This window comes from Amycolatopsis sp. NPDC051758 (assembly GCF_044453095.1).
In the GTDB taxonomy this organism is placed as follows: domain Bacteria; phylum Actinomycetota; class Actinomycetes; order Mycobacteriales; family Pseudonocardiaceae; genus Amycolatopsis.
The window spans coordinates 270,997-292,676 of sequence record NZ_JBITCJ010000008.1 but is presented as its reverse complement, the minus strand read 5'-3'; the positions used below and the strand labels follow the sequence as shown (position 1 = coordinate 292,676).

24 protein-coding genes are annotated in these 21,680 nt (G+C 72.7%); 14 read left to right on the top strand and 10 right to left on the bottom strand.

Annotated elements, in window-relative coordinates; all coding sequences use genetic code 11:
* Positions 1 to 108 precede the first annotated feature (108 nt).
* From ACIA5G_RS34410 to ACIA5G_RS34375, 8 genes are read left to right on the top strand one after another with little or no spacing between them, the layout of a single operon-like run.
* Positions 109 to 1,107, top strand: coding sequence for an amidohydrolase family protein (locus tag ACIA5G_RS34410; RefSeq protein ID WP_395930864.1), 999 nt, complete (start codon positions 109 to 111; stop codon positions 1,105 to 1,107).
* Positions 1,104 to 1,880 (top strand): alpha/beta fold hydrolase, encoded by a 777-nt coding sequence (locus ACIA5G_RS34405; protein WP_395930862.1) that lies wholly within the window; start codon positions 1,104 to 1,106, stop codon positions 1,878 to 1,880. Before ACIA5G_RS34410 ends, ACIA5G_RS34405 begins: the two co-directional genes overlap by 4 nt.
* Complete coding sequence (locus ACIA5G_RS34400; protein ID WP_395930860.1) at positions 1,877 to 2,755, top strand: FAD binding domain-containing protein; 879 nt, start codon at positions 1,877 to 1,879, stop codon at positions 2,753 to 2,755. The genes ACIA5G_RS34405 and ACIA5G_RS34400 overlap by 4 nt, the downstream gene beginning before the upstream one ends.
* Positions 2,748 to 3,230: a (2Fe-2S)-binding protein gene (locus ACIA5G_RS34395; RefSeq protein ID WP_395930858.1), complete on the top strand. Its 483-nt coding sequence runs from the start codon at positions 2,748 to 2,750 to the stop codon at positions 3,228 to 3,230. The genes ACIA5G_RS34400 and ACIA5G_RS34395 overlap by 8 nt, the downstream gene beginning before the upstream one ends.
* On the top strand, positions 3,223 to 5,580 hold the full coding sequence (locus ACIA5G_RS34390; protein WP_395930856.1) for a xanthine dehydrogenase family protein molybdopterin-binding subunit: 2,358 nt from the start codon (positions 3,223 to 3,225) through the stop codon (positions 5,578 to 5,580). Before ACIA5G_RS34395 ends, ACIA5G_RS34390 begins: the two co-directional genes overlap by 8 nt.
* On the top strand, positions 5,580 to 6,188 hold the full coding sequence (locus tag ACIA5G_RS34385; protein WP_395930854.1) for an SRPBCC family protein: 609 nt from the start codon (positions 5,580 to 5,582) through the stop codon (positions 6,186 to 6,188). Before ACIA5G_RS34390 ends, ACIA5G_RS34385 begins: the two co-directional genes overlap by 1 nt.
* Before the next feature lie 16 nt (positions 6,189 to 6,204).
* Positions 6,205 to 7,542, top strand: coding sequence for a uracil-xanthine permease family protein (locus ACIA5G_RS34380; RefSeq protein WP_395930852.1), 1,338 nt, complete (start codon positions 6,205 to 6,207; stop codon positions 7,540 to 7,542).
* Between the two features lie 43 nt (positions 7,543 to 7,585).
* Complete coding sequence (locus ACIA5G_RS34375) at positions 7,586 to 8,773, top strand: MFS transporter (protein ID WP_395930850.1); 1,188 nt, start codon at positions 7,586 to 7,588, stop codon at positions 8,771 to 8,773.
* 58 nt (positions 8,774 to 8,831) lie between these two features.
* On the opposite strand, the gene ACIA5G_RS34370 is transcribed toward ACIA5G_RS34375, so the two are convergent.
* Complete coding sequence (locus tag ACIA5G_RS34370) at positions 8,832 to 9,812, bottom strand: cation diffusion facilitator family transporter (protein ID WP_395930848.1); 981 nt, start codon at positions 9,810 to 9,812, stop codon at positions 8,832 to 8,834.
* Positions 9,813 to 9,867: 55 nt separating this feature from the next.
* Here ACIA5G_RS34370 and ACIA5G_RS34365 point away from each other — a divergent pair, with 55 nt between their 5' ends.
* A complete protein-coding gene (locus tag ACIA5G_RS34365) occupies positions 9,868 to 10,230 on the top strand; it encodes an ArsR/SmtB family transcription factor (RefSeq protein WP_395930846.1) in 363 nt (120 codons plus the stop codon).
* 1 nt (position 10,231) lies between these two features.
* Here ACIA5G_RS34365 and ACIA5G_RS34360 read toward each other — a convergent pair whose 3' ends face one another.
* From ACIA5G_RS34360 to ACIA5G_RS34350, 3 genes are read right to left on the bottom strand one after another with little or no spacing between them, the layout of a single operon-like run.
* Positions 10,232 to 10,783, bottom strand: a complete 552-nt coding sequence (locus ACIA5G_RS34360) for a hypothetical protein (protein ID WP_395930844.1) — start codon at positions 10,781 to 10,783, stop codon at positions 10,232 to 10,234.
* A 19-nt stretch (positions 10,784 to 10,802) separates the two neighbouring features.
* Positions 10,803 to 11,606 carry a MerR family transcriptional regulator gene (locus tag ACIA5G_RS34355; RefSeq protein WP_395930842.1) on the bottom strand — a complete coding sequence of 268 codons (804 nt, stop codon included), beginning with the start codon at positions 11,604 to 11,606 and terminating at the stop codon, positions 10,803 to 10,805.
* Positions 11,607 to 11,613: 7 nt separating this feature from the next.
* Positions 11,614 to 12,876: an amidase family protein gene (locus ACIA5G_RS34350; protein WP_395930840.1), complete on the bottom strand. Its 1,263-nt coding sequence runs from the start codon at positions 12,874 to 12,876 to the stop codon at positions 11,614 to 11,616.
* Positions 12,877 to 12,976: 100 nt separating this feature from the next.
* Here ACIA5G_RS34350 and ACIA5G_RS34345 point away from each other — a divergent pair, with 100 nt between their 5' ends.
* The 3 genes from ACIA5G_RS34345 (at position 12,977) to ACIA5G_RS34335 (ending at position 14,325) form a co-directional block, all read left to right on the top strand.
* Positions 12,977 to 13,555 carry a TIGR03086 family metal-binding protein gene (locus tag ACIA5G_RS34345; protein WP_395930838.1) on the top strand — a complete coding sequence of 193 codons (579 nt, stop codon included), beginning with the start codon at positions 12,977 to 12,979 and terminating at the stop codon, positions 13,553 to 13,555.
* A gap of 84 nt (positions 13,556 to 13,639) precedes the next feature.
* On the top strand, positions 13,640 to 13,825 hold the full coding sequence (locus ACIA5G_RS34340; protein WP_395930836.1) for a hypothetical protein: 186 nt from the start codon (positions 13,640 to 13,642) through the stop codon (positions 13,823 to 13,825).
* A 53-nt stretch (positions 13,826 to 13,878) separates the two neighbouring features.
* Positions 13,879 to 14,325 carry a nitroreductase family deazaflavin-dependent oxidoreductase gene (locus ACIA5G_RS34335; protein ID WP_395930834.1) on the top strand — a complete coding sequence of 149 codons (447 nt, stop codon included), beginning with the start codon at positions 13,879 to 13,881 and terminating at the stop codon, positions 14,323 to 14,325.
* Between the two features lie 2 nt (positions 14,326 to 14,327).
* On the opposite strand, the gene ACIA5G_RS34330 is transcribed toward ACIA5G_RS34335, so the two are convergent.
* The 3 genes from ACIA5G_RS34330 to ACIA5G_RS34320 all read right to left on the bottom strand — a co-directional run bounded on the left by ACIA5G_RS34330 (position 14,328) and on the right by ACIA5G_RS34320 (position 16,351).
* Complete coding sequence (locus ACIA5G_RS34330) at positions 14,328 to 14,963, bottom strand: maleylpyruvate isomerase family mycothiol-dependent enzyme (RefSeq protein WP_395930832.1); 636 nt, start codon at positions 14,961 to 14,963, stop codon at positions 14,328 to 14,330.
* Between the two features lie 79 nt (positions 14,964 to 15,042).
* On the bottom strand, positions 15,043 to 15,843 hold the full coding sequence (locus ACIA5G_RS34325) for an ANTAR domain-containing protein (protein ID WP_395930830.1): 801 nt from the start codon (positions 15,841 to 15,843) through the stop codon (positions 15,043 to 15,045).
* A 67-nt stretch (positions 15,844 to 15,910) separates the two neighbouring features.
* Positions 15,911 to 16,351, bottom strand: a complete 441-nt coding sequence (locus tag ACIA5G_RS34320; RefSeq protein ID WP_395930828.1) for an Hsp20/alpha crystallin family protein — start codon at positions 16,349 to 16,351, stop codon at positions 15,911 to 15,913.
* Between the two features lie 107 nt (positions 16,352 to 16,458).
* Between ACIA5G_RS34320 and ACIA5G_RS34315 the strand changes: the two genes are divergently transcribed.
* Both ACIA5G_RS34315 and ACIA5G_RS34310 read left to right on the top strand, forming a co-directional pair.
* Entirely contained in the window at positions 16,459 to 17,067 is a 609-nt protein-coding gene (locus tag ACIA5G_RS34315) for an HSP18 transcriptional regulator (protein WP_395930826.1), read from the top strand.
* Positions 17,068 to 17,119: 52 nt separating this feature from the next.
* Positions 17,120 to 17,302, top strand: a complete 183-nt coding sequence (locus ACIA5G_RS34310) for a hypothetical protein (RefSeq protein WP_395930824.1) — start codon at positions 17,120 to 17,122, stop codon at positions 17,300 to 17,302.
* 60 nt (positions 17,303 to 17,362) lie between these two features.
* Here the strand turns inward: ACIA5G_RS34310 and ACIA5G_RS34305 are convergent, their stop codons facing one another.
* From ACIA5G_RS34305 to mdlC, 3 genes are read right to left on the bottom strand one after another with little or no spacing between them, the layout of a single operon-like run.
* On the bottom strand, positions 17,363 to 18,577 hold the full coding sequence (locus ACIA5G_RS34305) for an MFS transporter (RefSeq protein WP_395930822.1): 1,215 nt from the start codon (positions 18,575 to 18,577) through the stop codon (positions 17,363 to 17,365).
* Between the two features lie 20 nt (positions 18,578 to 18,597).
* Complete coding sequence (locus tag ACIA5G_RS34300) at positions 18,598 to 20,025, bottom strand: benzaldehyde dehydrogenase (protein ID WP_395930820.1); 1,428 nt, start codon at positions 20,023 to 20,025, stop codon at positions 18,598 to 18,600.
* A 2-nt stretch (positions 20,026 to 20,027) separates the two neighbouring features.
* Entirely contained in the window at positions 20,028 to 21,602 is a 1,575-nt protein-coding gene (mdlC, locus tag ACIA5G_RS34295; RefSeq protein WP_395930818.1) for a benzoylformate decarboxylase, read from the bottom strand.
* Positions 21,603 to 21,680 lie beyond the last annotated feature (78 nt).

Here is a 21,680-nt window from a genome sequence, read left to right as displayed (position 1 = left end):
GAAGCGAGACCCCGGCTGTCAGTTCTCCTTACGCCTGCTGCCAGGAAAGCGCGCTGGTGACCCGCGAGGCCCCGGCTTAGCGTCAGGGCACCAACCCGACCGGTGGAGGTGAGTCGGACGGAAGTCCTCGACACACACGCGCACATCGTGCCGCGCTCGCTGCTGACCGCGCTGGAAAAGACCCCCGTCACGGGTTTCTCGGCGCGGCGCACCGACGCGGGCTGGGTGGTCGCGGTGCCCGGCGCCGGCGAAACCCGGCCGATCGGCGCGCGGATGACCGAAGCCGCGCCCCGCGCGGCCTGGCAGCGGCAGGCCGGCGTCACGCGGCAGATCCTCTCGCCGTGGCTGGACATCCAGTCGGCTGCGCTGAACCCGGCGCGCGCCCGGGACTGGGCGCGCACGGTCAACGACGCGATGGCGGAGTCGGCGGACGGCACCGTCGCCCTCGCTTCGGTGGCCACCGACGACGGTGACCAGGCCGCCGAGGACCTCCTGGAAGCCTGGAAACGCCCGGAGTTCGCCGGGCTGATCCTGAACACCGACCCGCCTGCCGGCCCGGCCCCGCACGAGCCGTCATTTGCTCCACTGTGGACGCTGGCGGCGGCCGAGGGCATCCCGGTCGTGCTGCACCCGCCGACGTGCGGGCCGTCCGGCGACCTCGCTTCGCTGGGCACGATGGGCAACGTCCACGGCCGGCTGATCGACAACACGGTGGCGATCACCAAGATCATCCTGGCCGGGGTCCTCGACCGGCACCCCGGCCTCCGGCTGGTCCTGGTGCACGGCGGCGGGTTCCTGCCGTACCAGGCGCACCGGCTCGACGGCGGTTACCGCACCAAGGAAGCCTTCGCCGGGGAGCTGCAGCGCGAGAAGCCGTCCGCGTACCTGCGCGACTTCCACTACGACACGGTCGGGCTGTCCGGCCCGTCGATCGGCTTCCTGGCCGGGCTCGTTGACCCGGGCAAGGTGCTGCTCGGCAGCGACTACCCGTTTGCGCTCGGTGACCCCGAGCCGGTGCGGACGGTCCGCGAAAGCGGGCTCGACGACAAGGGAGTCGAAGCGATCCTGCACACCAACGCCGACTCGCTCTTCCGGAGGCCCGCATGAGCAAGCCCTTGGCCGTCCGCCGCCGGGGCGCGGGGGAGCCGCTGGTCCTGCTGCACCCGCTGGCGCTCTCGGGCGAACTGTGGACCCCGCTTGTCGAGGCGCTGGCCGACGAGTTCCAGGTCTTCACCTTCGACCTGCGCGGGCACGGCGACAGCGCGTGGGACGGCAAGCCGTTCAGCATCGAGGACCTCGCCGACGACGTCGCGCGCACCCTCGACGCGCTCGACCTGCCCTCGGCGAGCCTGCTCGGCCTGTCGATGGGCGGCAGCGTCTCGGTGAACTTCGCGGGGCGGTACCCCGATCGTGTCCGCTCGCTGGTGCTGGCCGACACCACGGCCTGGTACGGCGAAGACGCCGTCACCACCTGGGCCGAACGCGCCGAGAAGGCGGTCGCCGTGCCGCGGGCGAAACAGGTGACCTTTCAGCTCGACCGCTGGTTCTCCCCGGAGTTCCTCGACCGGCATCCGGAAGAGGCCGACCGGGTGGTCAAGATCTTCCTGCGCACCAACAGCGAAGCCCACGCCGCGGCGTCGATCGCCATGGGTGCGATGGACTCCCGGCCGCTGTTGCCCGCGGTCACCGCGCCGACGCTGGTGCTGGTCGGACGGCACGACTACGCGACCCCGCCGGCGATGGCGCGCGCGCTCGCCGACGGCATCGGCGGCGCCGAGCTCGAGATCCTGCCCGACCTGCGGCACCTGTCGCTCATCGAACGCCCCCTGCTGGCCGGCCGCGTCCGGCGGCACCTGCGGCACGTCACGGAGACCCGATGAAACCCGCCCGCTTCACCTACCACGCGCCCCGCGAGCTCGACGAAGCACTGGAGCTGCTGCGCGAACACGGCGACGAGGCCAAGGTCCTGGCCGGCGGCCAGAGCCTGATGCCGATGCTCAACTTCCGCCTGGCCCACATCGACCACCTCGTCGACATCAACCGCATCGGGTCGCAGTGGGGGAGGCCGGCGTTCGGGGAACGCACGGTCACCATCCCGGCCCTGGTCCGGCAGCGGCAGCTCGAACGCTCACCCGAGGCCGCCCGGCTGCTGCCGGTGCTCACCGAAGCCCTGCACCAGGTCGCGCACCCGCAGATCCGCAACCGCGGCACCATCTGCGGCAGCCTGGCCCACGCCGACCCGGCGGCCGAGCTGCCGAGCGTGCTCACCGTGCTGGACGCGCGGTTCACCCTCGCCTCGGCCCGGGGCGTCCGGACCGTGTCCGCGGCGGACTTCTTCCTGTTCCACCTCACCACCGCGCTGGAGCCGGACGAACTGCTCCTCGAGGTGAGCGTCGACCGGCCGGGGGCGAACCAGTTCGCCGCGTTCCGCGAGTTCGCCACCCGGCGCGGCGACTTCGCACTGGCCGGTGTCGCCGTGGTGTGCGAAGTGGACGACGGCGTCGTCACGGCGTGCCGGATCGCGGCGGCCGGAGTGGCGCCGACTCCGCAACGGCTCACCGACACCGAGCTGCTCGTCATCGGGCAGCCCCTCGGACCCGACCTGGGCGCGGCCGCTGAGGCCACCGCCCGTGCCCAGGTCGACCCCACCGGCGACATCCACGCGAGCGCGGCGTACCGCGCCCGGCTCACCGGCGTGCTGGTCAAGCGCGCGCTCGCCGACATCCAGCACAAGCGGGAGAAAGCCGATGCCTGAAGTCACCCATCCGGTCCGGGGCACGGTCAACGGCGAGCCCTTCGACGAGGCCGTCGACCCGCGCATGACGCTGGCCGACTTCCTGCGCGAGAAGCTGCGGCTCACCGGCACGCACCTCGGCTGCGAGCACGGCGTCTGCGGGGCGTGCACGATCATCGTCGACGGCGCCGCGACCCGCTCGTGCCTGATGCTGGCCGTCCAGGCCGACGGCGCAGCGCTCGAGACCGTCGAAGGGCTCGCCGAAGAGGGCGAGCTGGCGCCCCTGCAGCAGGCGTTCAAGCGCAACCATGCCCTGCAGTGCGGGTTCTGCACGCCCGGGTTCCTGATGAGCGTCACCGCCGCGCTGCGCGAGGACACCGTTCGCGACGAGACCGAGGCACGCGAGGTGCTGAGCGGGAACATCTGCCGCTGCACCGGCTACACCGGGCTCGTCCAGTCCGTTTTGGACGTCGCGAAAGGACAGCGTGGTGCCTGAAAAGATGATCGGCGTCCGGCTCCCGCGCCGCGAGGACGAGCGGCTGCTCACCGGCCGCGGCCGGTACCTCGACGACCTCGATCTGCCCGACGCCCTCGCGGCGGCGTTCCTGCGCTCGCCGCACGCGCACGCCCGCATCACGGCGTTCGACGCGACCGAGGCCCGCGCGCTGCCCGGCGTGGTCGCGGTGTTCTCCGGCGCGGATCTCATGGAGATCCAGAAGCCCCTGGCACCCAAGGTGCTGCACCCGCAGCTGCGCGACTACCCGCGGCTGCCGATGCCGCCGGAAGAACTGCACTACGTCGGCGAACCGCTCGCCGTGGTCATCGCGGAGTCGCGGTACGTCGCCGAGGACGCGCTGGAACTGATCGACGTCGACTACGAGGTGCTGCCCGCGGTCGGCTCCACCGCCGCCGCACTGCGGCCCGGCGGCCCCCTCGCGCACAGCGGCGACGAGTCCAATGTGGCCGTGCTGCTGACCCAGAGCGCCGGTGACGCCGCGGCGGCGTTGAGCACCGCGCCGCACACGCTGAGCGAAGAGTTCTACCAGATGCGCGGCGGCGGCCACTCGATGGAACCGCGGGCCGTGGCGGCACGCTTCGAGCCGGCGACCGGGCAGCTGACCATCTGGGACACCACGCAGTCACCGCACTACGCGCGCCAGCAGCTGTCGATGATCTACGAGATGGCCGAGGACGACCTGCGCGTGATCGCCCCGCCCGACGTCGGCGGCGGGTTCGGCCCCAAAGCTCAGTTCTACGGCGAAGAAGTCGTGATCCCGTGGGTCGCGAAGAGGCTGCGCCGCGCGGTGAAGTGGGTCGAGGATCGGCAGGAGAACTTCGTCTCGGCGATGATGGAACGGTCGCAGACGCACCGCGTCGAGGTCGGTTTCGACGACGACGGGCGGCTGCTGGCGGTCAAGGACGTGATCGAGCACGACCAGGGCGCGTATTGTGCCGGACTGCAGGTCCCGTCGATCACGACGTCGACGGTGCCCGGGCCGTACAAGGTGCCGAACATCGACATCGAGCTGCGAGCCTGTTACACCAACATGGTCCCGACCTCGTCGGTGCGGGGCGCGGGCCGGCCGCAGGCGGTGTTCGTGATGGAACGCATGATGGACCGGATCGCGGCGCACCTCGGCCTCGACCCCGCGGAAGTGCGCCGTCGCAACCTGATCCAGGCCGACGAGTTCCCGTACCGGGTCGGCATCATGTTCCGTGACGGCAGCCCGCTGACCTACGACAGCGGGAACTTCCCGGCGCTGCTGGAAGGCGCGCTCGAGCGCATCGGCTACGAGGACGCCCGCCGCGAACAGGCGAGGCTGCGCGAGGAAGGCCGATATGTCGGCATCGGGCTCGCCGTGTACGTCGAAGGCTGCGGCCTCGGCCCGTACGAAGGCGCGAAGATCCGCGTCACCAACCGCGGCCGCATCCTGGTGACGCTCGCCGCGGCTGGACAAGGCCAGGGTTACGAGACGATCTACGCCCAGATCGCCGCCGACGGCCTCGGGCTCGGCATGGAGTACATCGAGGTCACCACCGGTGACACCGCGCGGATCCCGTTCGGCCAGGGCACGTTCGCCTCCCGCATCACGGCGACCTGCGGGCCCGCGGTGTTCGACGCGGCCAAGCAGATGCGGGCCCGGCTGCTCGATACGGCGGCGGTCCTGCTCGGCTGCGACGCGTCCGAAGTGGATTTCGACGGCGACCACGCGTGCCTGGGCGGCGACCGCGAGAAGTCCGTTTCGCTGCACCAGCTCGCGCAGGTCGCCAACATCGGCAAACACGGCATCACGCTGCCGCGAGGCATCACGGCCGGTCTGGAAACAGCGAGCTACTTCTCGCCGGAACGCGCCGCGTACGCCAGCGGCGCACACGCCGCGCTGGTCGAGGTCGATCCGGAGACCGGCGAGATCACCATCCTCAAGTACGTCATCGGCCACGACTGCGGCACCGTGATCAACCCGCTGCTCGTCGACGGCCAGGTGCTCGGCGGGTTCGCCCACGGCCTCGGCAACGCCATGTACGAAGAGGCCGTCTACGACGACGAAGCGACTCCGCAGGCCACCAGCTACCTCGACTACGCGCTGGTGTCCTCGGCCGAGGTGCCGCCGGTGGAGCTGTTCCACATCGAATCGCCCAGCCCGCTCAACCCGCTCGGCGCGAAGGGCGCGGGGGAGGGCGGCACGGTCCCGCCGCCCGCCGCGATCGCCAACGCCGTCGAGGACGCGCTGCGCCCGCTCGGCGCGCGAGTGACCCGGGCGCCGGTCACCCCGGCCCGCATCGTCGACGCCCTGGTCGCCGCCGCCTCAGTCACCGACTCAGTTGCCGAAAAGAAGGTCTCCTGATGCTGATCGAGAACTCCTTCGAGGTCGCCGCCGACCCGGACGAGGTGTACCGGTTCCTGCAGGACGCGCACAACGTCGCCGCGTGTTTCCCGGGCGCCGAGCTGACCGAGGACCTGGGTGACGACTCCTACCGGGGCAAGGTGAAGATCAAGGTCGGCCCGGTGACGGCGGCTTACCAGGGTGTCGCGAAGGTGGTCGAACGCGACGCCGTCGCGCGCACCGCGGTGCTGCTGGCCGACGGCAAGGACACCCGCGGTTCCGGGACGGCCAAGGCGAAGGCGACCATGCGGGTCACCCCGGCCGGCGACGGCGCGAACGTGGTGCTTCAGACCGACCTGACGATCTCGGGCAAGCTCGCCCAGTTCGGCCGCGGCATCATGGCCGACGTCTCCGGCCGGATGGTCGGCGAGCTCGCGTCCCGGGTGCGGGAGCGGATCGAACAGGGTGACGAACCCGCGCCCACCGTGTCCGCGCCCGCCGCGCCGCCGGTGAGCAAACCGCGAACCGAAGTCCCGCCGATGAAGGCGGCCGACCTGATCCGCACGGTGCTCGCCGGGATGCTCGAACGCTGGGCCGCCCGACTCCGCGCGCCGCGTCCCGCCCGGTGAGAGCCCAGGAGTTCCGATGACCACGCGCATCACCGTCCCGGCACCGGCCGACCCCGTCCCCGTCTTCGACGTCGGCATCAACGACAAGGTCCGCCTCGGCAGCGCGGTCGGGCTCGGGATCCAGAACATCCTCGGCATGGCGGGCCTGCTGATCTTCCCCGCGCTGATCGGCACGGCCTTCAAGCTGTCCGCCGTGGACACCGCTTACCTCTACGGCGTCACGTTCATGACGTCCGGGCTGGTGGTGATCCTGCAGTCGGTGCTGCTGCTGCGGTTGCCGATCATCCAAGGGCCGTACGCGGGTTCGCTGGCCGCGCTGCTGGCGGTCGGGCACGGCCGCGGCGGGCTCGGCGCGGCGTTCGGGTCGATGGTCGTGGCCGGGCTGATCTGGTGTGTGCTCGCGATCCCGCTCAAGCGGTTCGGGCCGATCACCTACCTGGCGAAGTTCGTGCGCGACCCGATCATCTCCGGTGTGCTCGTGCTCATCCTGGCCACCCAGCTGACCAGCACGGCCCTGCCGAACTGGCTGGGCACCCCGGGCGGCCCCGGCTTCCCCTGGGTGAACCTGCTCGCCGGCGGGGTCGCGGCCGCGTTGGTCATCGCGCTCACGTTGCTGCCCAAGGGAACCCTGCTGCGCCGCGGCGCGGTCCTGGTCGCGGTGGTCGCCGGCACGGTCGTCTACGCGTTCCTCGCCCCGACGAGCTTCGGCGCGGTGGGGGAGCACCTCGGGTTCACCGTGCCGCGGATCTTCCCGTTCGGCTTCGAGGTGCACGGCGACCTGGTGCTGATCTTCTTCATCACGCTGCTGCCCGCGATCGCCGAGAGCATCGCCACCTACGACATCGTGGCCGGCTGGGGCGGGCAGGAGCTGTCCGGCCACCGGGTGGCCCAGGGGGTGTTCGGCGAGGTGCTCGGCAGCACGGTCGGCGCGGTGTTCGGCGGGCTGTCCACGTTGGCCTACCCGGACAACATCGGCCTGCTGCGCGTGACGAAGGTCGGTTCGCGCTACGTAACGCTCGCCACCGGGGTGATCCTGCTGGTGCTGGGCGGGCTCGCGCCGTTCGACCGGCTGCTGCAGGCGGTCCCGCTGCCGGTGCTGGCCGCGGCCGGCACGGTGCTCTTCGGTGTGCTGTTCGCCAGCGCGATCGACGTCCTCTCGGGTGTGCACTGGTCCCGCGACAACCTGATGCTGGCCGGCTTCCCGTTCATCACGGCGATCGGCGGCCTGTTCGTTCCCGCGCCGACGCTGAAGGTGATGCCGGCGGTCGTCCAGCTGATCCTCGCGCAACCGCTGATCCTCGGCACCGTGCTGCTGGTGGTGCTGAAACTGGCGTTCGGGCTGCGCCGGAGCTAAACCGCGCGGCCGCCTCGCGCGTGCACGGCGCGGGGTGATGCGAATGGCGGGGTTCGGCGGTGTGCTGCGCGTCCGGGAGTTCCGGGCGCTCTGGCTGGCCGAGGCGCTGTCGGTGTGCGGCGACCAGATCGCGCGGGTGGCGCTGGCGCTGGTGGTCTTCGACCGGACGAGCTCGGCGGCGCTGACCGCGCTGACGTACGCGCTGACGTTCGTCCCGGCCGTGCTCGGCGGGGTGCTGCTGTCCGGGCTGGCCGACCGGTACCCGCGGCGCGCGGTCATCGTGACGACCGACCTCCTGCGTGGCCTGCTGGCGGCGGCGATGGCCGTGCCCGGGCTGCCGTTGTGGCTGCTCTGGACCCTGATCGGGGTGCTGACCCTGGCGGCCGCGCCGTTCAAGGCCGCCCAGCTGGCGCTGCTCCCGGACGTCCTGCCCGGGGCGCTCTTCCAGGCGGGCATGGGACTGCGGCAGATCACCACCCAAGCGGTGCAGGTCGCCGGGTTCGGGCTCGGCGGGGTGCTGGTGACGGCGACCGGGCCGGCCGTCGCGCTGCTCGGCAACGCGGTGACGTTCCTGGCGAGCGCCGCGGTGGTCGTCGTGTTCGTGCGGCCGCGGCCGGCGGCCCGGGCCACGCGAGCGTCCGGCCCGCCGGCGAAGGCGGGCCCGGTGCTGGTCGCGGTCTACGCGTTCGCGGCGATGATCGGCTTCCTGGTGGTGCCCGAAGGACTGGCGGCGCCCTACGCGTCGGCGGCCGGGGTCGGCTCGGCCGGCGTCGGGATCCTCATGGCGGCGGACCCGGTCGGCAGTGTGCTCGGCGGCTGGTGGGCGGCCCGCACGGCGTCCCGGCCACGGGCGGCGCCCCGCTCGGTCGCGGTGCCGGCGGCGCTGGCCGGGCTGCCCCTGCTGGCGGGCCCGCTGCTGCCGGGGCCGTGGTGGGCGGCCGGGTTCTGGGCGGTGTCGGGCGGCCTGTCGACGGTGTACCTGATCCGCCTCCAGGCCGCGGTGGTCGACCTGATCCCGGACGACCGCCGCGGCACGGTGATGGGCCGGCTCAGCACGTGCCTCTACAGCTCCCAGGGCGTGGCGATCGTCGGCGCGGGCCTGCTGGCGGAGCAGGTGGGCCCGGAAGTGGCGATCGCGGTGTCCGGCAGCCTGGCCACGGTGACGGCCCTGACGGCCGCCGCGGTCTGGCGCTCGACAACACGCCAGGAGGCCCTCGCCCCGGCGGCCTAGCCGCGTGATGCCCCTCCGATCACGCGTGATGCCCGCCCGATCACGGATGATGCCCCGGCTAGTGGTGGTGGGCCAGGGTTTTGTGCACTCGTTCGGCTCCGACGGCGGGCTCGGTGTGCACCACGACGGCGGCCAGGCGCGGGATCGTGTGCAGCAGCCGGTGCTCGACGTCGTGGGCGAGCGCGTGCGCCGCCGCGACCGTCAGGTCCGCGGCCACCGTCACCGCCAGTTCGGCCCGCAGGTGGTGGCCGATCCACCGCATCCGCAGGTCCCGCGTGCCCAGCACGCCGTCCACCTCGCGCGCCGTCCGCTCGGCCAGCTCGACCGACGCCGGGTCGACGGCGTCCAGCAGCCGCCGGAACACCTCCTTCGCCGCGTCGCGCAGGACGAACAGGATCGCGACCGTGATGCCCAGCCCGACGATCGGGTCCGCCGCCGGGAACCCGAGCGCGACCCCCGCCGCGCCCACGACGACCGCCAGCGACGTGAAGCCGTCCGTGCGGGCGTGCAGTCCGTCGGCGACCAGCGCGGCCGAGCCGATCTCGCGGCCGACCTTGATCCGGTACCGCGCCACGAGTTCGTTGCCCGCGAAGCCGACCACCCCGGCCACGGCGACCACCCACAGGTGCCCGACGGGCCGCGGGTCGAGCAGCCGCAGCACGGACTCGTAGCCGACGGCCGCCGCCGAAGCGGCGACCACCAGCACGACGACCAGCCCCGCCAGGTCCTCGGCCCGGCCGAGGCCGTAGGTGTACCGGCGGGTCGCCGCGCGGCGGCCGAGCAGGAACGCGATGCCGAGCGGGACGGCGGTCAGCGCGTCGGCGAAGTTGTGGATCGTGTCGCCCAGCAGCGCCACGGACCCGGTGATCAGCACGAGCACCAGCTGCGCGACGGCGGTCGCGAACAGCGCGGCGAACGACCACACCAGCGCCCGGACGCCACGCCGGCTGGTCTCGAGGGCGTGGTCGACGCGGTCGGCGCTGTCGTGGCTGTGCGGCCGCCACCGGGAGTGCCGGTGCCCGTGTCCGTGTCCGGTCATGGGTGCGATTCTATCTGCGCACACACGCAGATACGCAAGTAGTAAGGTAGCTCGCATGCACGCGTCGCTGCCGGAGTTCGACATGCCCACCGAAGAGCAGGTCCACCTGGCCGCGGAGTCGTTCCGGCTGCTGGCCGACCCGACCCGGATCAAGGTGCTGTGGGCGCTGCTGCAGGGCGAGTCGTCGGTCGCCTGCCTGGCCGAACTGGCCGGCGCGGCCCCGACCGCGGTCAGCCAGCACCTCGCGAAACTCCGGTTGGCGGGCCTGGTGAAGGGCCGTCGCGAAGGCACGTTCGTCTACTACTCCGCGGCCGACAACCACGTGCGCGGCCTGCTGGCCCAGGCCCTGCACCACGCGGACCACGTCGACCGCGGCATCACCTCGGGTGCGCACGCGCACCACCCGCGAGCGGAGTAGGTCAGGGCTCGAGCGGGGCGACGAGCCGCGCGACCAGCTCGTCAGCGATCTTCTCTGCTTCCTGGTGCAGGTCCTCGAGCGAAAACACGTCCTCGGGACCGATCCGGATCCGCCCGGGACTGGTCAGGGAGGTCTCACTGCTCTTCGTCGTCGCGGTGATCGGATCCAGCCCGATCCCCGGTGCGAAGTGGCCGGGTGCCGGCAGGCCGATGGCGAGCAGCGTGGTCAGCCGGACGGCCACCTCCCGCGCCAGGGCCGTTGTGTCCGGCAGCGGGAACCAGCAGGTGCGCTGACCGGCTCGCAGCACCGCGAGCCCGCACTCCCCGGCCGGCCCGTCGGTGGAGAAGGCCCAGGCGATCTCCGGCGACGATCCGACCCGCGACGACCCGGCCCCGGCCAGCTCGTCACGAACCTGCTCGAGCTGGTGCGCCTCGTAAGGTGTCGCCGGATCGGCCGGGACGAGGTGCACCTCGACGAGCGGACCCCGCGGTTCGTACCCACGCGGAAGGATCGCCGAGCGCCAGATGACCGGGACGTGCACGGGCGAGTCCATCGCGGAACGATAGCAACGCTCAGCCGAGCGGCTCCTGCAGCTCCGTCACCCACCCCGCCGGATCCTCCGGGCAGTCCAGGTACAGCTCCCGCTGCGGACCCGCCGAGGTGAAACCCTGGTCGTCGATCCACCGGACCACCGCCTGCCAGCTCGGCAGGACACCGTCGATGGCGCCGTGGTGCACCAGCGTCGCCGCGCGTGCCGCCGGGAGGTCCGCCACCGCCAGGCCGTTGAGGTCCCCGGACCCCACCGACGCCGGGATCGCCGCGTGCACCACGACTTCGTCCTCCGCGCGCTGCTCGTAATAACACGTCAGGCGCCCCGCCGGCGTGACGTCGGCGAGCGGCAGCCGGCGGCCCAGTTCCGCGCACAGCGGCCGGACGACCGGGCCGATCGCCTCCGGCGCGAACCCCGCGGCGACGCCCGTCAGCTCGACCACCCGCATCGCCGGCAGCTCCTTCACCACGACGTCGTGGAGCCGGCCCTGGTCTTCGATCGTCCGCAGCCGGGCCTCGACCTGCGCGAGCCGGGCCGCACCCTCGGCCAGCGCGGTTTCGAGCTTCGCGCGCCGCAGCGCCAGCATGCCGCGCACCTGCTCGGCCGTGACCTCGTCGGCCAGCAGCGTCGCCACCTGCTCGAGGGTGAACCCGAGGTCCTTCAGCGCGACGATCCGGTTGAGCCGCGCCAGCTGGCCCGCCGTGTAGCTGCGGTAGCCGGACGCGGGGTCGACGCGGGCCGGCCGGAGCAGCCCGATCGCGTCGTAGTGGCGCAGCATCCGGACCGACACCCGGCCGTGGCGGGCGAAGTCGCCGATCGAGAACACCCGCCGATCATTCCCCAGGCGCGGTGAATCCGCCGACGACGTCCGCGGCGAGTTCCGCGAACGTGATCGCCGTGTCGTCTTCGTGCGCCGGCCCGATCACCTGCAGCCCGACCGGCAACGCGCCGCCGGCCGGTGCGCTCACCGCGGGCAGCCCGGGCAGTGACGCCTGCGCGATCCAGAACACCTGGTCGTCGTAGCGGTGGCGGTCCTCGTGCCGGAACGCCGTGGTGAACACGGTGGGACAGAGGAAGACGTCGACGTCCCGGAAGTGGCGGGCCCAGGCCGCTCCCGACTCCGCCCGGCGCCGCTCCTGCTCGGCCACCCCCGCGAGTTCACGGCCTTCCTGCGCGGCGAAGAACAGCTCGACCTGGAAGCCGAACGCCTCCGCCTGGTCGGCCGGGTCGACGCCGTCCGGCCAGCCTTCGCGGATCCGCACTCCCGCCCGGGCGAACGCGTCGACGGCGTCCGAGAGGACTTTCCCGACCTCGTCGGTCACCGGGCAGCCCGGGTCGTCGAGCACAACGCCGACACGGAACTCCGCCAGCCGTGACCGGCGCGACGGCGCGAGCGCCGGGTCGCAGGTGGCGCGCAAAGCGAGCCGCAGGTCGGCGGCCGACCGCGCGAGCGGCCCGACCGTCGAAGGGAACTCCCGGACGAGCTCGGCGGGCGGCCCCGGCGGCTGGAAACCTCTCAACGGCACCGTTCCCGGCGTGGGTTTGAGGCCGTAAACACCGCAGTACGCGGCCGGAATGCGGATCGACCCGGCCAGGTCGGACCCGTACTCCAAAAAGGACAGTCCGGCGGCGAGCGCGGCCGCCGCGCCGCCGCTCGACCCGCCCGGCGTCCGCGCGTGGTCCCACGGGTTCACCGTCCGCCCGTACACCGGGTTGGCGGTCTGCCCGAAGTCGGCCAGCATGTGGTGCACGTTCGACTTGCCCACGACGATCGCGCCCGCGTCCTGCAGCCGCTCGACGACCGCGGCGTCCCGGTCCGCCACGGCGTCGGCGAACGCCGGCTCGCCCCAGGTCGTGGGCAGTCCGGTGACGGCGAAGGCGTCCTTGACGGTCATCGGGACGCCGTGCAGCGGCCCGCCGCTCGTCGTGTCGGCCTTCGAAGCGGCCTCGAGCGCGAAGTCGCGGCGAGTCGCGACGACCGCGTTGACCTCGGAGGCGTCGATGCGGGCGAAGAGCTGTTCGGTGAGTTCACGTGCGGAAAGCGTGCCGCGGCGGATGTCGGCGGCCACCTCGGTGGCGGTGCGGAAGAACGTCATGGGTCCGGGATAGGACCTGACACGGTGTCAGGGTCAAGTGTCGAGTCCGCGCGCGCTCGTTCGTCCTCGAGGGGAAGAACCACCTCGACGAAGGAGCGAAATGGACACGATGGACTTGTACGGACGCGCCCAAGACGGGTTCGACGCTGTGCTGGCCGCAGTGCGCGACGACCAGTGGGAGACGCCGTCGGCGTGTGCGGAGTGGACGGTGCGCGACGTCGCCGGCCACGTCGTCTGGGGCCAGCACCAGCTGCGGGCCTGGGCGACCGGCGAGGACTACACCGAGACCGCGGGCGCGCCGGGATCGCCGCACCCCGCCGTGCTGGCCGGGGCGGATCCCCTCGAGACCTGGCGGGCCGCGCGGACGGCGCCGCTGGCCGACGAGACGTTGCGCCGCACGATTTCCCTCACCGGGCTCGGCGAGATCCCGCTCGAAGGCGTCGTCACGCTGCTCATCACCGATCTCGTCGCGCACAGCTGGGACATCGGCTCGGCCCTCGGCCAGGACGTCCGCCTCGCGCCGGACCTCGTCGCGGTGGCCCACGACTGGGCGCGGGCGAACGTCGTGCGCCGGCCCGGGTTCTTCGGCCCGGAGCTCGTCCCGCCCGCCGGGGCCGACGAGCAGACCCGGATGCTGGCCTTCCTCGGCCGCCGGGTGGGGGCGTCGGTACCGGCCTGAGGGTTTCCGTTTCGCTCCGCCGTGGTAGCTCAAGGTGATCGTCGTCCGAGAAGCGGACGGCGCAGCGTGGCGGAGGGACATCCGATGCCGACCGCACCTGCTCACCTGACCGCACCTCCGGCGCCGCCCGAGCCGGCGCTGCCCGACCCCGTCGTGCCGGACCCGGCGCCGCCCGGCCCGGGCCGGGAGCGGCCGACCCCGGAACCGGGCACCGCGCCCGTGCCCGACCCGCTCCCGCCGGAGCCTCAGCCCGGGCCGGAGCGAAGCTGAAATACGGAACGCAGATGATATGAGTTTCGTATGACTTCGTGTACCGTGGAGGCATGACAACAGCGCAGAACTACCGGCGGATGGTCAACGCCGGGAACAAGATCGTCGTGGGACTGCAGCGGCTCGGGGTCGCCTTCGGCCCGATGCAGCTGCTCACCGTCGCCGGGCGGCGCACCGGTGTCCCGCGCACGTTCCCGATCGCGGTCGTCAGCGTGAACGGCGGCCGGTACATCTGCCAGGCCTATCCGAAGGCGGCCTGGGTGGCGAACGTGCGGGCCGCGGGCGAGGTGACGCTCACCCGCGGCCGGCGCACGTCGGCCGCCCGGCTGACCGAGGTGCCGGTGGAAGAACGGCGCCCGCTCCTGCACAAGCTGGTCGCGCAAAGCCCGGCGAGCGTGGGGAAACGGCTCGTGACCACCGGCCTCGCGGACGCCCCGACCCCGGAGGCGGTCGCGGCCGCGGCGGACCGCATCGCGGTCTTCCGGGTCGAGCCGGCGTGAGCTCAGGCGGTGTGGCACCGCGCCGACAACTGGTCGAGCCCGGCGCCGGTCAGCCACTCGAGCGCCGCCTGGCGGCCGGTCATCACCATCACGAGGGCCAGCAGCGGGCCGCGCACCTCGGGTCCGGCACCGGTCGACCATTCGGTGTCGCTCGCCCGCAGGGTGAGCCCGGCGATCCGGTTCTTCGCGCCGATCAGCAGGTTCGACCGGCGGTAGAACTCGGCCACCTGGACCAGCGTCGCGAGGGGAAAGGCGCGGTCGAGCCCGAGCGGCCACCGGATGTCGGTCCCGTGCACGACGATCTCGCCGAGCCACGAGTCGGCCGGCCCCGGCGGGCCGGTGGTGGCGTTCGTGCAGGCCCGCAGCTGCGCGAGCGTGGCTTCCGGGCCGCCGGCGGTCTCGCGGGTGATGTTCCCGGCGGTCATCGCGGCGAACCGGAACCCGGAGCCGGCCAGCCGGGTGAAGAACGTCACCGGTGTCAGCTTCGCGGTCGCGACGACGTGGCCGAGGACGTCGTGGACCGTCCACTTGCGACACAGTGACGGTGTTGACCACGCGGTCGCGGACAGGTCCGCGAGATCGTCGGCGAGTGCTGCACGTTCCCGGTGGATCTCGGGCCAGGGGCCGGAGTCCGGCATCGGACCTCCTCTTCGGACGTCCGGGATCGGTGATCCCGGTGCACGCAGGTCGTCCGCGACGCCGAAGGTGTTACAGGTGTCAGCCCGACGGCGTCAGGCCGACCTCGCCGTCGAAGGCCCGCAGCACTTGGTGGGCAGCGGCGCGCGCGGCGGCACCGGGGCGGATCGTGCGTTCGCCGTCCGGCTGGGGCGCCGGCGCTCCGGACAGCAGTTCGACCAGTGCGACGGCGAGTTCGCGCACCTTGACGTTGAACTGCTGGCTGGCCCGCCGCAGCGTCTGCCAGGCCTCGTCCGGATCGCAGCGGCGCAGGGCGATCACGATGCCCTTGGCCTCTTCCAGCGCGGCGCGCGACTGCAGGAGGTCGAGCATCTGCGTGGTCCGGTCCGGCCGGGCCGCTTCCGCGACGACCATGGCCAGCGCGGTCAGCCGTTCGTGGCGCCGCAGCGCCGCCAGCGTCTCGGCGGTGGCCGGGCGGTCGAGCGTCACCGACAGCACCATCGTGCCTTCGGCGTCCCACGCGGCGGGCAGGGCCGCGACACCGCGCACGCGTGTCCAGTCCGCCGCCGTCAGCGGGTGGTGTTCGATCAGACCGGTCAGCGTCAGCCACGGCCACCGCTCGTCGGCGAAGACGTCGGCGGTCACCACGGGCTCGCCGGTGCGGCCGGCGGCCGGCACCGGGCCGCCGAGCCCGGTCAGCTGGACCGAGACGAAATCCGCCGAAAGGCCGTAAGCCGCCGCCAGGTACGGCGGACCTTCGTCGTGGTGCACGGACACCGCCGTGCCGAGCGCGCCCGGCACGTCTTCGGCGATCCGCTCGAGGAGCTCCGCCAGCAGTGCGGTCACCGGAGCGCGCTCGTCCGTCGTGGTTGTTTCGGTCATCACAAACCCCTCTTCGACGCCGTGAAGGCGGGGCCGGGCGCGGTGCCCGGCCCCGCCTGCGGCGGGGTCAGGCCTTGATCTCCTTGCGTTCGCCGGAACCGGCGATTTCGATGCGGCGCGGCTTCGCCTTCTCGGCGATGGGGATGCGGATCGTCAGCACCCCGGCGTCGTAGTCCGCGCTGATGCGCTCGGTGTCGAGGGTGTCCCCGAGGAACAGCTGGCGGGAGAACACGCCGAGCGGCCGTTCGGACACCTGCATCTGGACGTCTTCACCGGTCGGCAGGGGCCGGCGTTCGGCCTTGACGGTGAGGACGTTCCGCTCGACGTCCAGCTCGACGGCGCCGGGGTCGACCCCGGGCAGGTCGAAGCAGACGACGAACTCGTCACCCGCGCGGTAGGCGTCCATCGGCATCGCGGCCGGCTTCGACCAGGTTCCGGCCGTCGTGGTGCCGAACACCTGCTGGGCGAACCGGTCGAGGTCGCGGAACGGGTCGGTGCGCATCAACATGGGGATCCACCTCCTGGGGCTCGAAGAACACTGGTGTCAACACGCACTGCTGTTCTAGCATGTCATCAGATCGATGACAAGTGACGGGTCGTCGGAAGGATGACGGAATGGATGTACCCGATCCCGCCGGAGCGGTGCGCCGGATCCACGAGGCGGTCACGGCCGCCCGCGGCGGCGCGGCGGACCAGGACAGCCTGCTGGCGGCGCTGGCCGGATTGCGCCTGCTGCGTGAGGAACTCGCCGCTTGGGAACCCGAGCTGATCACGGCGGCCAGGGCGGCCGGGGCCAGCTGGGTGACACTGGCGCCGGCGCTGGGCGTCGCGAGCCGGCAGGCCGCGGAACGGCGCTATCTGCGGCTGCAGCCGTCGAACACGGGGGAGCGGACCGGCGAAGCGCGGGTCGACGCGGAACGCGACCGGCGCGCGGGCGACCGCGCCGTCGCCGACTGGGCCCGCCGCAACTCCGCCATCCTGCGGCAGCTCGCCGGCCGGGTGAGCGCGCTCCACGGCCTGGGCCCCGCGGCCCAGGAGACCGCGGACCGCCTCGGTGCGGCCCTCGGCGACGACGACCCGGCAACCTTGCTGCCCCCGCTGGCCGAGGCCCGTCCCCACCTGGCCGCCGAGCACGCCGGCCTGGCCCACGAGCTCGGCGAGATCTCGGAGCAGACCGACCAGCTCCGCCGGGATGCGGCGGGAAACCGGCGGTCCCGGGACTGAGTGAGCGGAGCCCGGGTGTCTGAGACCGCGCCCCGGCGGGTACCAGCCGGGCATGGACCAAGAGCACAACAAGATCCCCGAGCGCTCCGAGACGCGGGCCGAACTGCTGCCCGAGGAGCAGGCCGTCGAGAGTGACGACCCGGAAGGCCAGGCCCGAGAAGTGTTGCGGGACTCCGACCGCCGGACCGAGGACCCGGAGCCCACCATGCGGCGCCGGCCCGAGGAAACGGCCTAGCCGCGGAACTTCCTGCCGCCTCCACCTCCGGGTAGCTCGGCTACCCGGAGGAGGGCAGCGTCAACTGCGCAGCGCCACCGGCTCTTCCCTGCGCGCGTCGCCGCGCAGCGCCAGCACCGCACCCAGGCCGAGCGCGGCCACCACAGCGAAGAAGTAGAAACCCCACGGATAGGCCACCCCGGCGGTCACCAGCGCGCCGGTCACGAACGGCCCGAGGATCGAGCCGAGCCGGCCGACCGCCGACGTCAGCCCGAGCGCAGTACCGCGCATCCGCGACGGGAACACCTGGGCGACGTACCCGTAGATCAGCACCTGCGCGGAGAACACGAACACCCCGGTCAGCAGCACGACCGTGTTGAGCAGGAACGCGTTCCCGATGCGCAGGCTCAGCACCGCCAGCAGCACGGCGCCGGCGCCGAACCAGATCCGGGCGATCGGGCGGATGCCGAACCGGTCGGCGATCGTGCCGGCCAGCAGCAGCCCGAGCACCGCGCCGATGTTGAGCACCAGCAGCAGCGTGATCGACGTCGAGATCGGGTAACCGGCGGTGCGCATCAGCTGCGGCAGCCAGGTGTTGAGCCCGTAGACCAGCAGCAGCCCCATGAACGAGCCGGTCCACACCGCGATGCTGATCCGCCGGAACCGGGCGCCCAGCAGGTCGCGAAGCCCGACCCGCTCGGCGTCCGGCTGCTCCTTGGCCGCCAGGTAGGCCGCGGATTCCGGCAGCTTCCACCACATCAGCGGCACGGCCAGCAGCCCGACGATCCCGCCGCCGTAGAACAGCAGGTGCCAGTCTTCCTTCGCGTACAGCGCGAGGATCGACGTCAGCACCGCGCCGACGTGGTAGCCGGTCATGGTGAACGTGCTCGCGCTGGCACGCCGCCGCGCGGGCAGGTTCTCCGACATCACCGTGAGCGCCACCGGCATGCACGCGCCGAGACCGAGGCCGGCGACGAACCGGAACACCCCGAACGTCGCGACGTTCGGCGCCAGCGGTGTCAGCAGGGTGAACAGCGAGAACAGCAGGACCGAGCCGATCAGCATGCCGCGGCGGCCGAACCGGTCGGTGAGCGGGCCGAGCCCGGCCGCGCCGACGGCCACGCCGATCAGCGACACGGTGGCGACCGCGGTCGCGCCGGCCGCGGTGAAGCCGAGGTAGCCGCTCTTCAGCAGGGTCGGGATGGTCGCGCCGAGCGCGACCAGGTCGTACCCCTCGAGCAGGACGGTCAGCCAGCACAGGACCGCCGTCCACACGGGACGGGGAGACGTCGTCATCGTCGTTCTCCTTGGCGAGATCAGAAGGGGTAACCCGCGATGTCCGCGCGGACGGTCAGCCACTGCGTTTCGGTGAAGGCCTCGATGTTGGCCTGCGCCCCGCCGAAGCGGGAGCCGTTGCCGGAGTCGCCGACCCCGCCGAAGGGGGCGGTCGGCTCGTCACCGACGGTCTGCTCGTTGATGTGCACCTTGCCCGAGCGGACCTCGTCGGCCAGCGTCATCGCGGTGCCGACGTCGCCGAGGATGCCGACCGACAGGCCGTACTCGGAGTCGTTCACCAGCCGCGCCGCCTCGTCGAGGTCGCGGTAGGCCCGCACCGGCGCGACCGGGCCGAAGATCTCCTCACGCCACGCGGGCGTGTCGTCGGAAAGTCCGAAGAGGACGGTCGGCGGGTAGAACGGCGCGTCCGGCTTGCCACCGGCCAGCACCCGGGCACCCGCCGCGACACTCCGGTCGACAACGTCGGTGACGTGCGTGAGCTGCCGGTCGTCGATGATCGGGCCGAGCGCGACGTCGCCGGTGGCGGGGTTCCCGACGGGCAGCCGCCGCGCCTTCTCCGCCAGCGCTTCGACGTATTCGTCCACTTGGGACTCGTGGACCAGGTGGCGGCCGGTGGTCATGCAGATCTGGCCCTGGTGCAGGAACGAGCCGAACGCGCCGGCGGAGGCGGCCTTGGCGACGTCGGCGCCCGGCAGCACCACGAGCGCGTTGTTCCCGCCCAGTTCCAGGTGCACCCGCTTCAGCGCCCGCGCGGCGGCTTCGCCGACCTTCCGCCCGGCCGCCGTCGAGCCGGTGAACGACACCACCGAGACCTCGGGCGCTTCGACCACCGCGGCGCCGACAGCGGCGTCCCCGGGCAGCAGCTGCAGCAGGCCCTCCGGCAGGCCGGCCTCCTCGAAGACACGCACGATGCTCACCCCGCCGGACACCGCCGTGCGCAGGTCCGGCTTGAGCAGCACCGCGTTGCCGAGGGCGAGCGCGGGCGCGACCGAGCGGATCGCCAGGATCAGCGGGAAGTTGAACGGCGAGATCACCGAAACCACGCCGGCCGGCACCCGCCGGGCCAGCGACCAGCGAGGCTCGCCGGTGCTCAGCACCTCACCCCGCGGATGGGTGGGCAGCGCCGCGGCCTCGAAGCAGATCCCGGCCGCCATCTCCGTCTCGATCCCGGCCTTCGGCCGTGTCGAACCGGCTTCGCGGACGATCCAGTCCTGCACCTCGGCCGCGTGCTTCTCCCACAGCTCGCCGGCGCGGCGCAGCACGGCCGCCCGCTCGGCGGGCTTGCGGCGCGCCCAGTCGCGCTGGGCCTTCGCCGCCGCGACCGCTGCCGCGGCAACGTCGTCCGGGGTCGCGATGCCCACGCTGCCCAGGGTTTCCCCGGTCGCCGGTTCGACCACCCGGTGGGTGCCGCCGGTGCCGTGGCGGAAGTCGTCGTCGAGCAAGGTCATGATCACTCCGGTGTGGTCGGTTCGGTGTCGACCTGGATCAGCCGCGGGCCGTCCGTCGTCGACTTGAGCTGGGTGTGCAGGTCGTCGAGGCCGGTGACGGTGGTGGCCGGGACGCCGTATCCGGCGGCGATGGCGGTGAAGTCCAGCCCGGGGATCTCCGTGCCCGGCACGTCCGGCGTGCCGAGCAATTCGCCGAACCACTGCAGCGCGCCGTAAACGCCGTTGCGCAGGATCACGAACGTGACGGGGACGCGGTAGTGCGCCGCCGTCCACAACGCCGTGATGCCGTAGTTCGCCGAGCCGTCGCCGATGACGCCGACCACCGGGCGGTCCGGGCTGCCCAGCGCCACGCCGACCGCGGCGGGCAGGCCGAACCCGAGCCCGCCGGCCGCGGGGAAGAAGTACGAGCCTTCGCGGCGCAGGTCCATCTGGCGCCACCACGCCGAGTTCGTCGATGTCGACTCGACGACATAACGAGTGTCCTCGGGCTGGGTGTCGCGCAGCGCGGCGAACACCTGCTCCGGGTGCAGCGCCGTGGTGCCGGCCCTCGGCTCGGGATCGGGGACGGGATCGCCGCCCGATTCGCGCGCCGGCACCTTGGCCAGCAACGCTTCGATCACCGGCGCCGGGTCGGCGACCAGCGCTTCGCCCATCGGCGCGCGGGTCGCCGCGCCGAAGTCGTCGGTCACCTGCACCAGCCGCGTGCCCTCGGGCAGGAACCGGCCGGGGACGTGCTGGTGGTAGCGGAACACCGGCGCGCCGAGCACCAGCACGAGGTCGTGCCCGGTCAGCGCGGCCGAAATCGGCGCGATGCCGGCGGGCAGCACCCCGCGGAAGAGCCGGTGCCGGTTGGGGAAGGGCAGCCGGTGCGGTGACGGCGCCACCCAGGTCGGCAGGCCGAGGTGCTCGGCCAGGGCGACGGCGCGGTCGAACAGCCCGGTGGCGTCGATGTCACCGCCGAGCACCAGCGCGGGGTTGCGCGCGGCGGCGACCTGCGCGACGAGGTCGTCGAGCTGGGCTCCGCTCGGTGCGAGTCCTTTGTGGACCTTGCGGTCGAGCGTCACGGCGGCGTTCGTGCCCAGCTCCACGGCCCAGTCGTCGTAGGGCACCGACAGGTAGCTCGGCCGCCGGTGCAGCTCGGCTTCGAACACGGCTTGCGCGAGCGAGCGGGGGACGTCTTCGGCGCAGCTCGGCTCGCCGGACCAGGCGGCGAGGGGCCGCATCAACTGCGTGGCGTCGACGTTGGCGAGCATCGCCTCCATCCCGATGGCCGAGCGCACCTGCTGGCCGGCGGTGAGCACCAGGGGCGAGCGCGAGTAGACGGCGTTGGTCAGCGCGCCCATCGCGTTGCCCGACCCGGCGGCGGCGTGCAGGTTGACCAGCACCGGGCGGCCGGTCGCCTGGGCGTAGCCGTCGGCCATCCCGACCACGGCGCCTTCGTGCAGGCCGAGGACGTAGCGGAAGTCCTCCGGCAGGCCGGCGAGGAACGGCAGCTCGTTCGAGCCGGGGTTGCCGAAGATCGTGGTCAGGCCACGGCGGTGCAGGAACTCGTGGGCGAGCCGGCGGGCGGTGGGCATGCGCGGGTCCTCCTCGGGCGGGTTGGCCCAGACCCTAGGGACGCTTGCGGGTGTGTTCCAATAAATGTTGTCGCGGTG

What these genes read in the sequence shown, in the direction of transcription:
- ACIA5G_RS34405 (WP_395930862.1), top strand. Translation starts at nt 1,104, where the DNA reads ATGAGCAAGCCCTTGGCCGTCCGCCGCCGGGGCGCGGGGGAGCCGCTG.
- ACIA5G_RS34400 (WP_395930860.1), top strand. Translation starts at nt 1,877, where the DNA reads ATGAAACCCGCCCGCTTCACCTACCACGCGCCCCGCGAGCTCGACGAA.
- ACIA5G_RS34395 (WP_395930858.1), top strand. Translation starts at nt 2,748, where the DNA reads ATGCCTGAAGTCACCCATCCGGTCCGGGGCACGGTCAACGGCGAGCCC.
- ACIA5G_RS34385 (WP_395930854.1), top strand. Translation starts at nt 5,580, where the DNA reads ATGCTGATCGAGAACTCCTTCGAGGTCGCCGCCGACCCGGACGAGGTG.
- ACIA5G_RS34380 (WP_395930852.1), top strand. Translation starts at nt 6,205, where the DNA reads ATGACCACGCGCATCACCGTCCCGGCACCGGCCGACCCCGTCCCCGTC.
- ACIA5G_RS34375 (WP_395930850.1), top strand. Translation starts at nt 7,586, where the DNA reads ATGGCGGGGTTCGGCGGTGTGCTGCGCGTCCGGGAGTTCCGGGCGCTC.
- ACIA5G_RS34370 (WP_395930848.1), bottom strand. Translation starts at nt 9,812, where the DNA reads ATGACCGGACACGGACACGGGCACCGGCACTCCCGGTGGCGGCCGCAC.
- ACIA5G_RS34365 (WP_395930846.1), top strand. Translation starts at nt 9,868, where the DNA reads ATGCACGCGTCGCTGCCGGAGTTCGACATGCCCACCGAAGAGCAGGTC.
- ACIA5G_RS34360 (WP_395930844.1), bottom strand. Translation starts at nt 10,783, where the DNA reads ATGGACTCGCCCGTGCACGTCCCGGTCATCTGGCGCTCGGCGATCCTT.
- ACIA5G_RS34350 (WP_395930840.1), bottom strand. Translation starts at nt 12,876, where the DNA reads ATGACGTTCTTCCGCACCGCCACCGAGGTGGCCGCCGACATCCGCCGC.
- ACIA5G_RS34345 (WP_395930838.1), top strand. Translation starts at nt 12,977, where the DNA reads ATGGACACGATGGACTTGTACGGACGCGCCCAAGACGGGTTCGACGCT.
- ACIA5G_RS34340 (WP_395930836.1), top strand. Translation starts at nt 13,640, where the DNA reads ATGCCGACCGCACCTGCTCACCTGACCGCACCTCCGGCGCCGCCCGAG.
- ACIA5G_RS34335 (WP_395930834.1), top strand. Translation starts at nt 13,879, where the DNA reads ATGACAACAGCGCAGAACTACCGGCGGATGGTCAACGCCGGGAACAAG.
- ACIA5G_RS34330 (WP_395930832.1), bottom strand. Translation starts at nt 14,963, where the DNA reads ATGCCGGACTCCGGCCCCTGGCCCGAGATCCACCGGGAACGTGCAGCA.
- ACIA5G_RS34325 (WP_395930830.1), bottom strand. Translation starts at nt 15,843, where the DNA reads ATGACCGAAACAACCACGACGGACGAGCGCGCTCCGGTGACCGCACTG.
- ACIA5G_RS34320 (WP_395930828.1), bottom strand. Translation starts at nt 16,351, where the DNA reads ATGTTGATGCGCACCGACCCGTTCCGCGACCTCGACCGGTTCGCCCAG.
- ACIA5G_RS34315 (WP_395930826.1), top strand. Translation starts at nt 16,459, where the DNA reads ATGGATGTACCCGATCCCGCCGGAGCGGTGCGCCGGATCCACGAGGCG.
- ACIA5G_RS34310 (WP_395930824.1), top strand. Translation starts at nt 17,120, where the DNA reads ATGGACCAAGAGCACAACAAGATCCCCGAGCGCTCCGAGACGCGGGCC.
- ACIA5G_RS34305 (WP_395930822.1), bottom strand. Translation starts at nt 18,577, where the DNA reads ATGACGACGTCTCCCCGTCCCGTGTGGACGGCGGTCCTGTGCTGGCTG.
- ACIA5G_RS34300 (WP_395930820.1), bottom strand. Translation starts at nt 20,025, where the DNA reads ATGACCTTGCTCGACGACGACTTCCGCCACGGCACCGGCGGCACCCAC.
- mdlC (WP_395930818.1), bottom strand. Translation starts at nt 21,602, where the DNA reads ATGCCCACCGCCCGCCGGCTCGCCCACGAGTTCCTGCACCGCCGTGGC.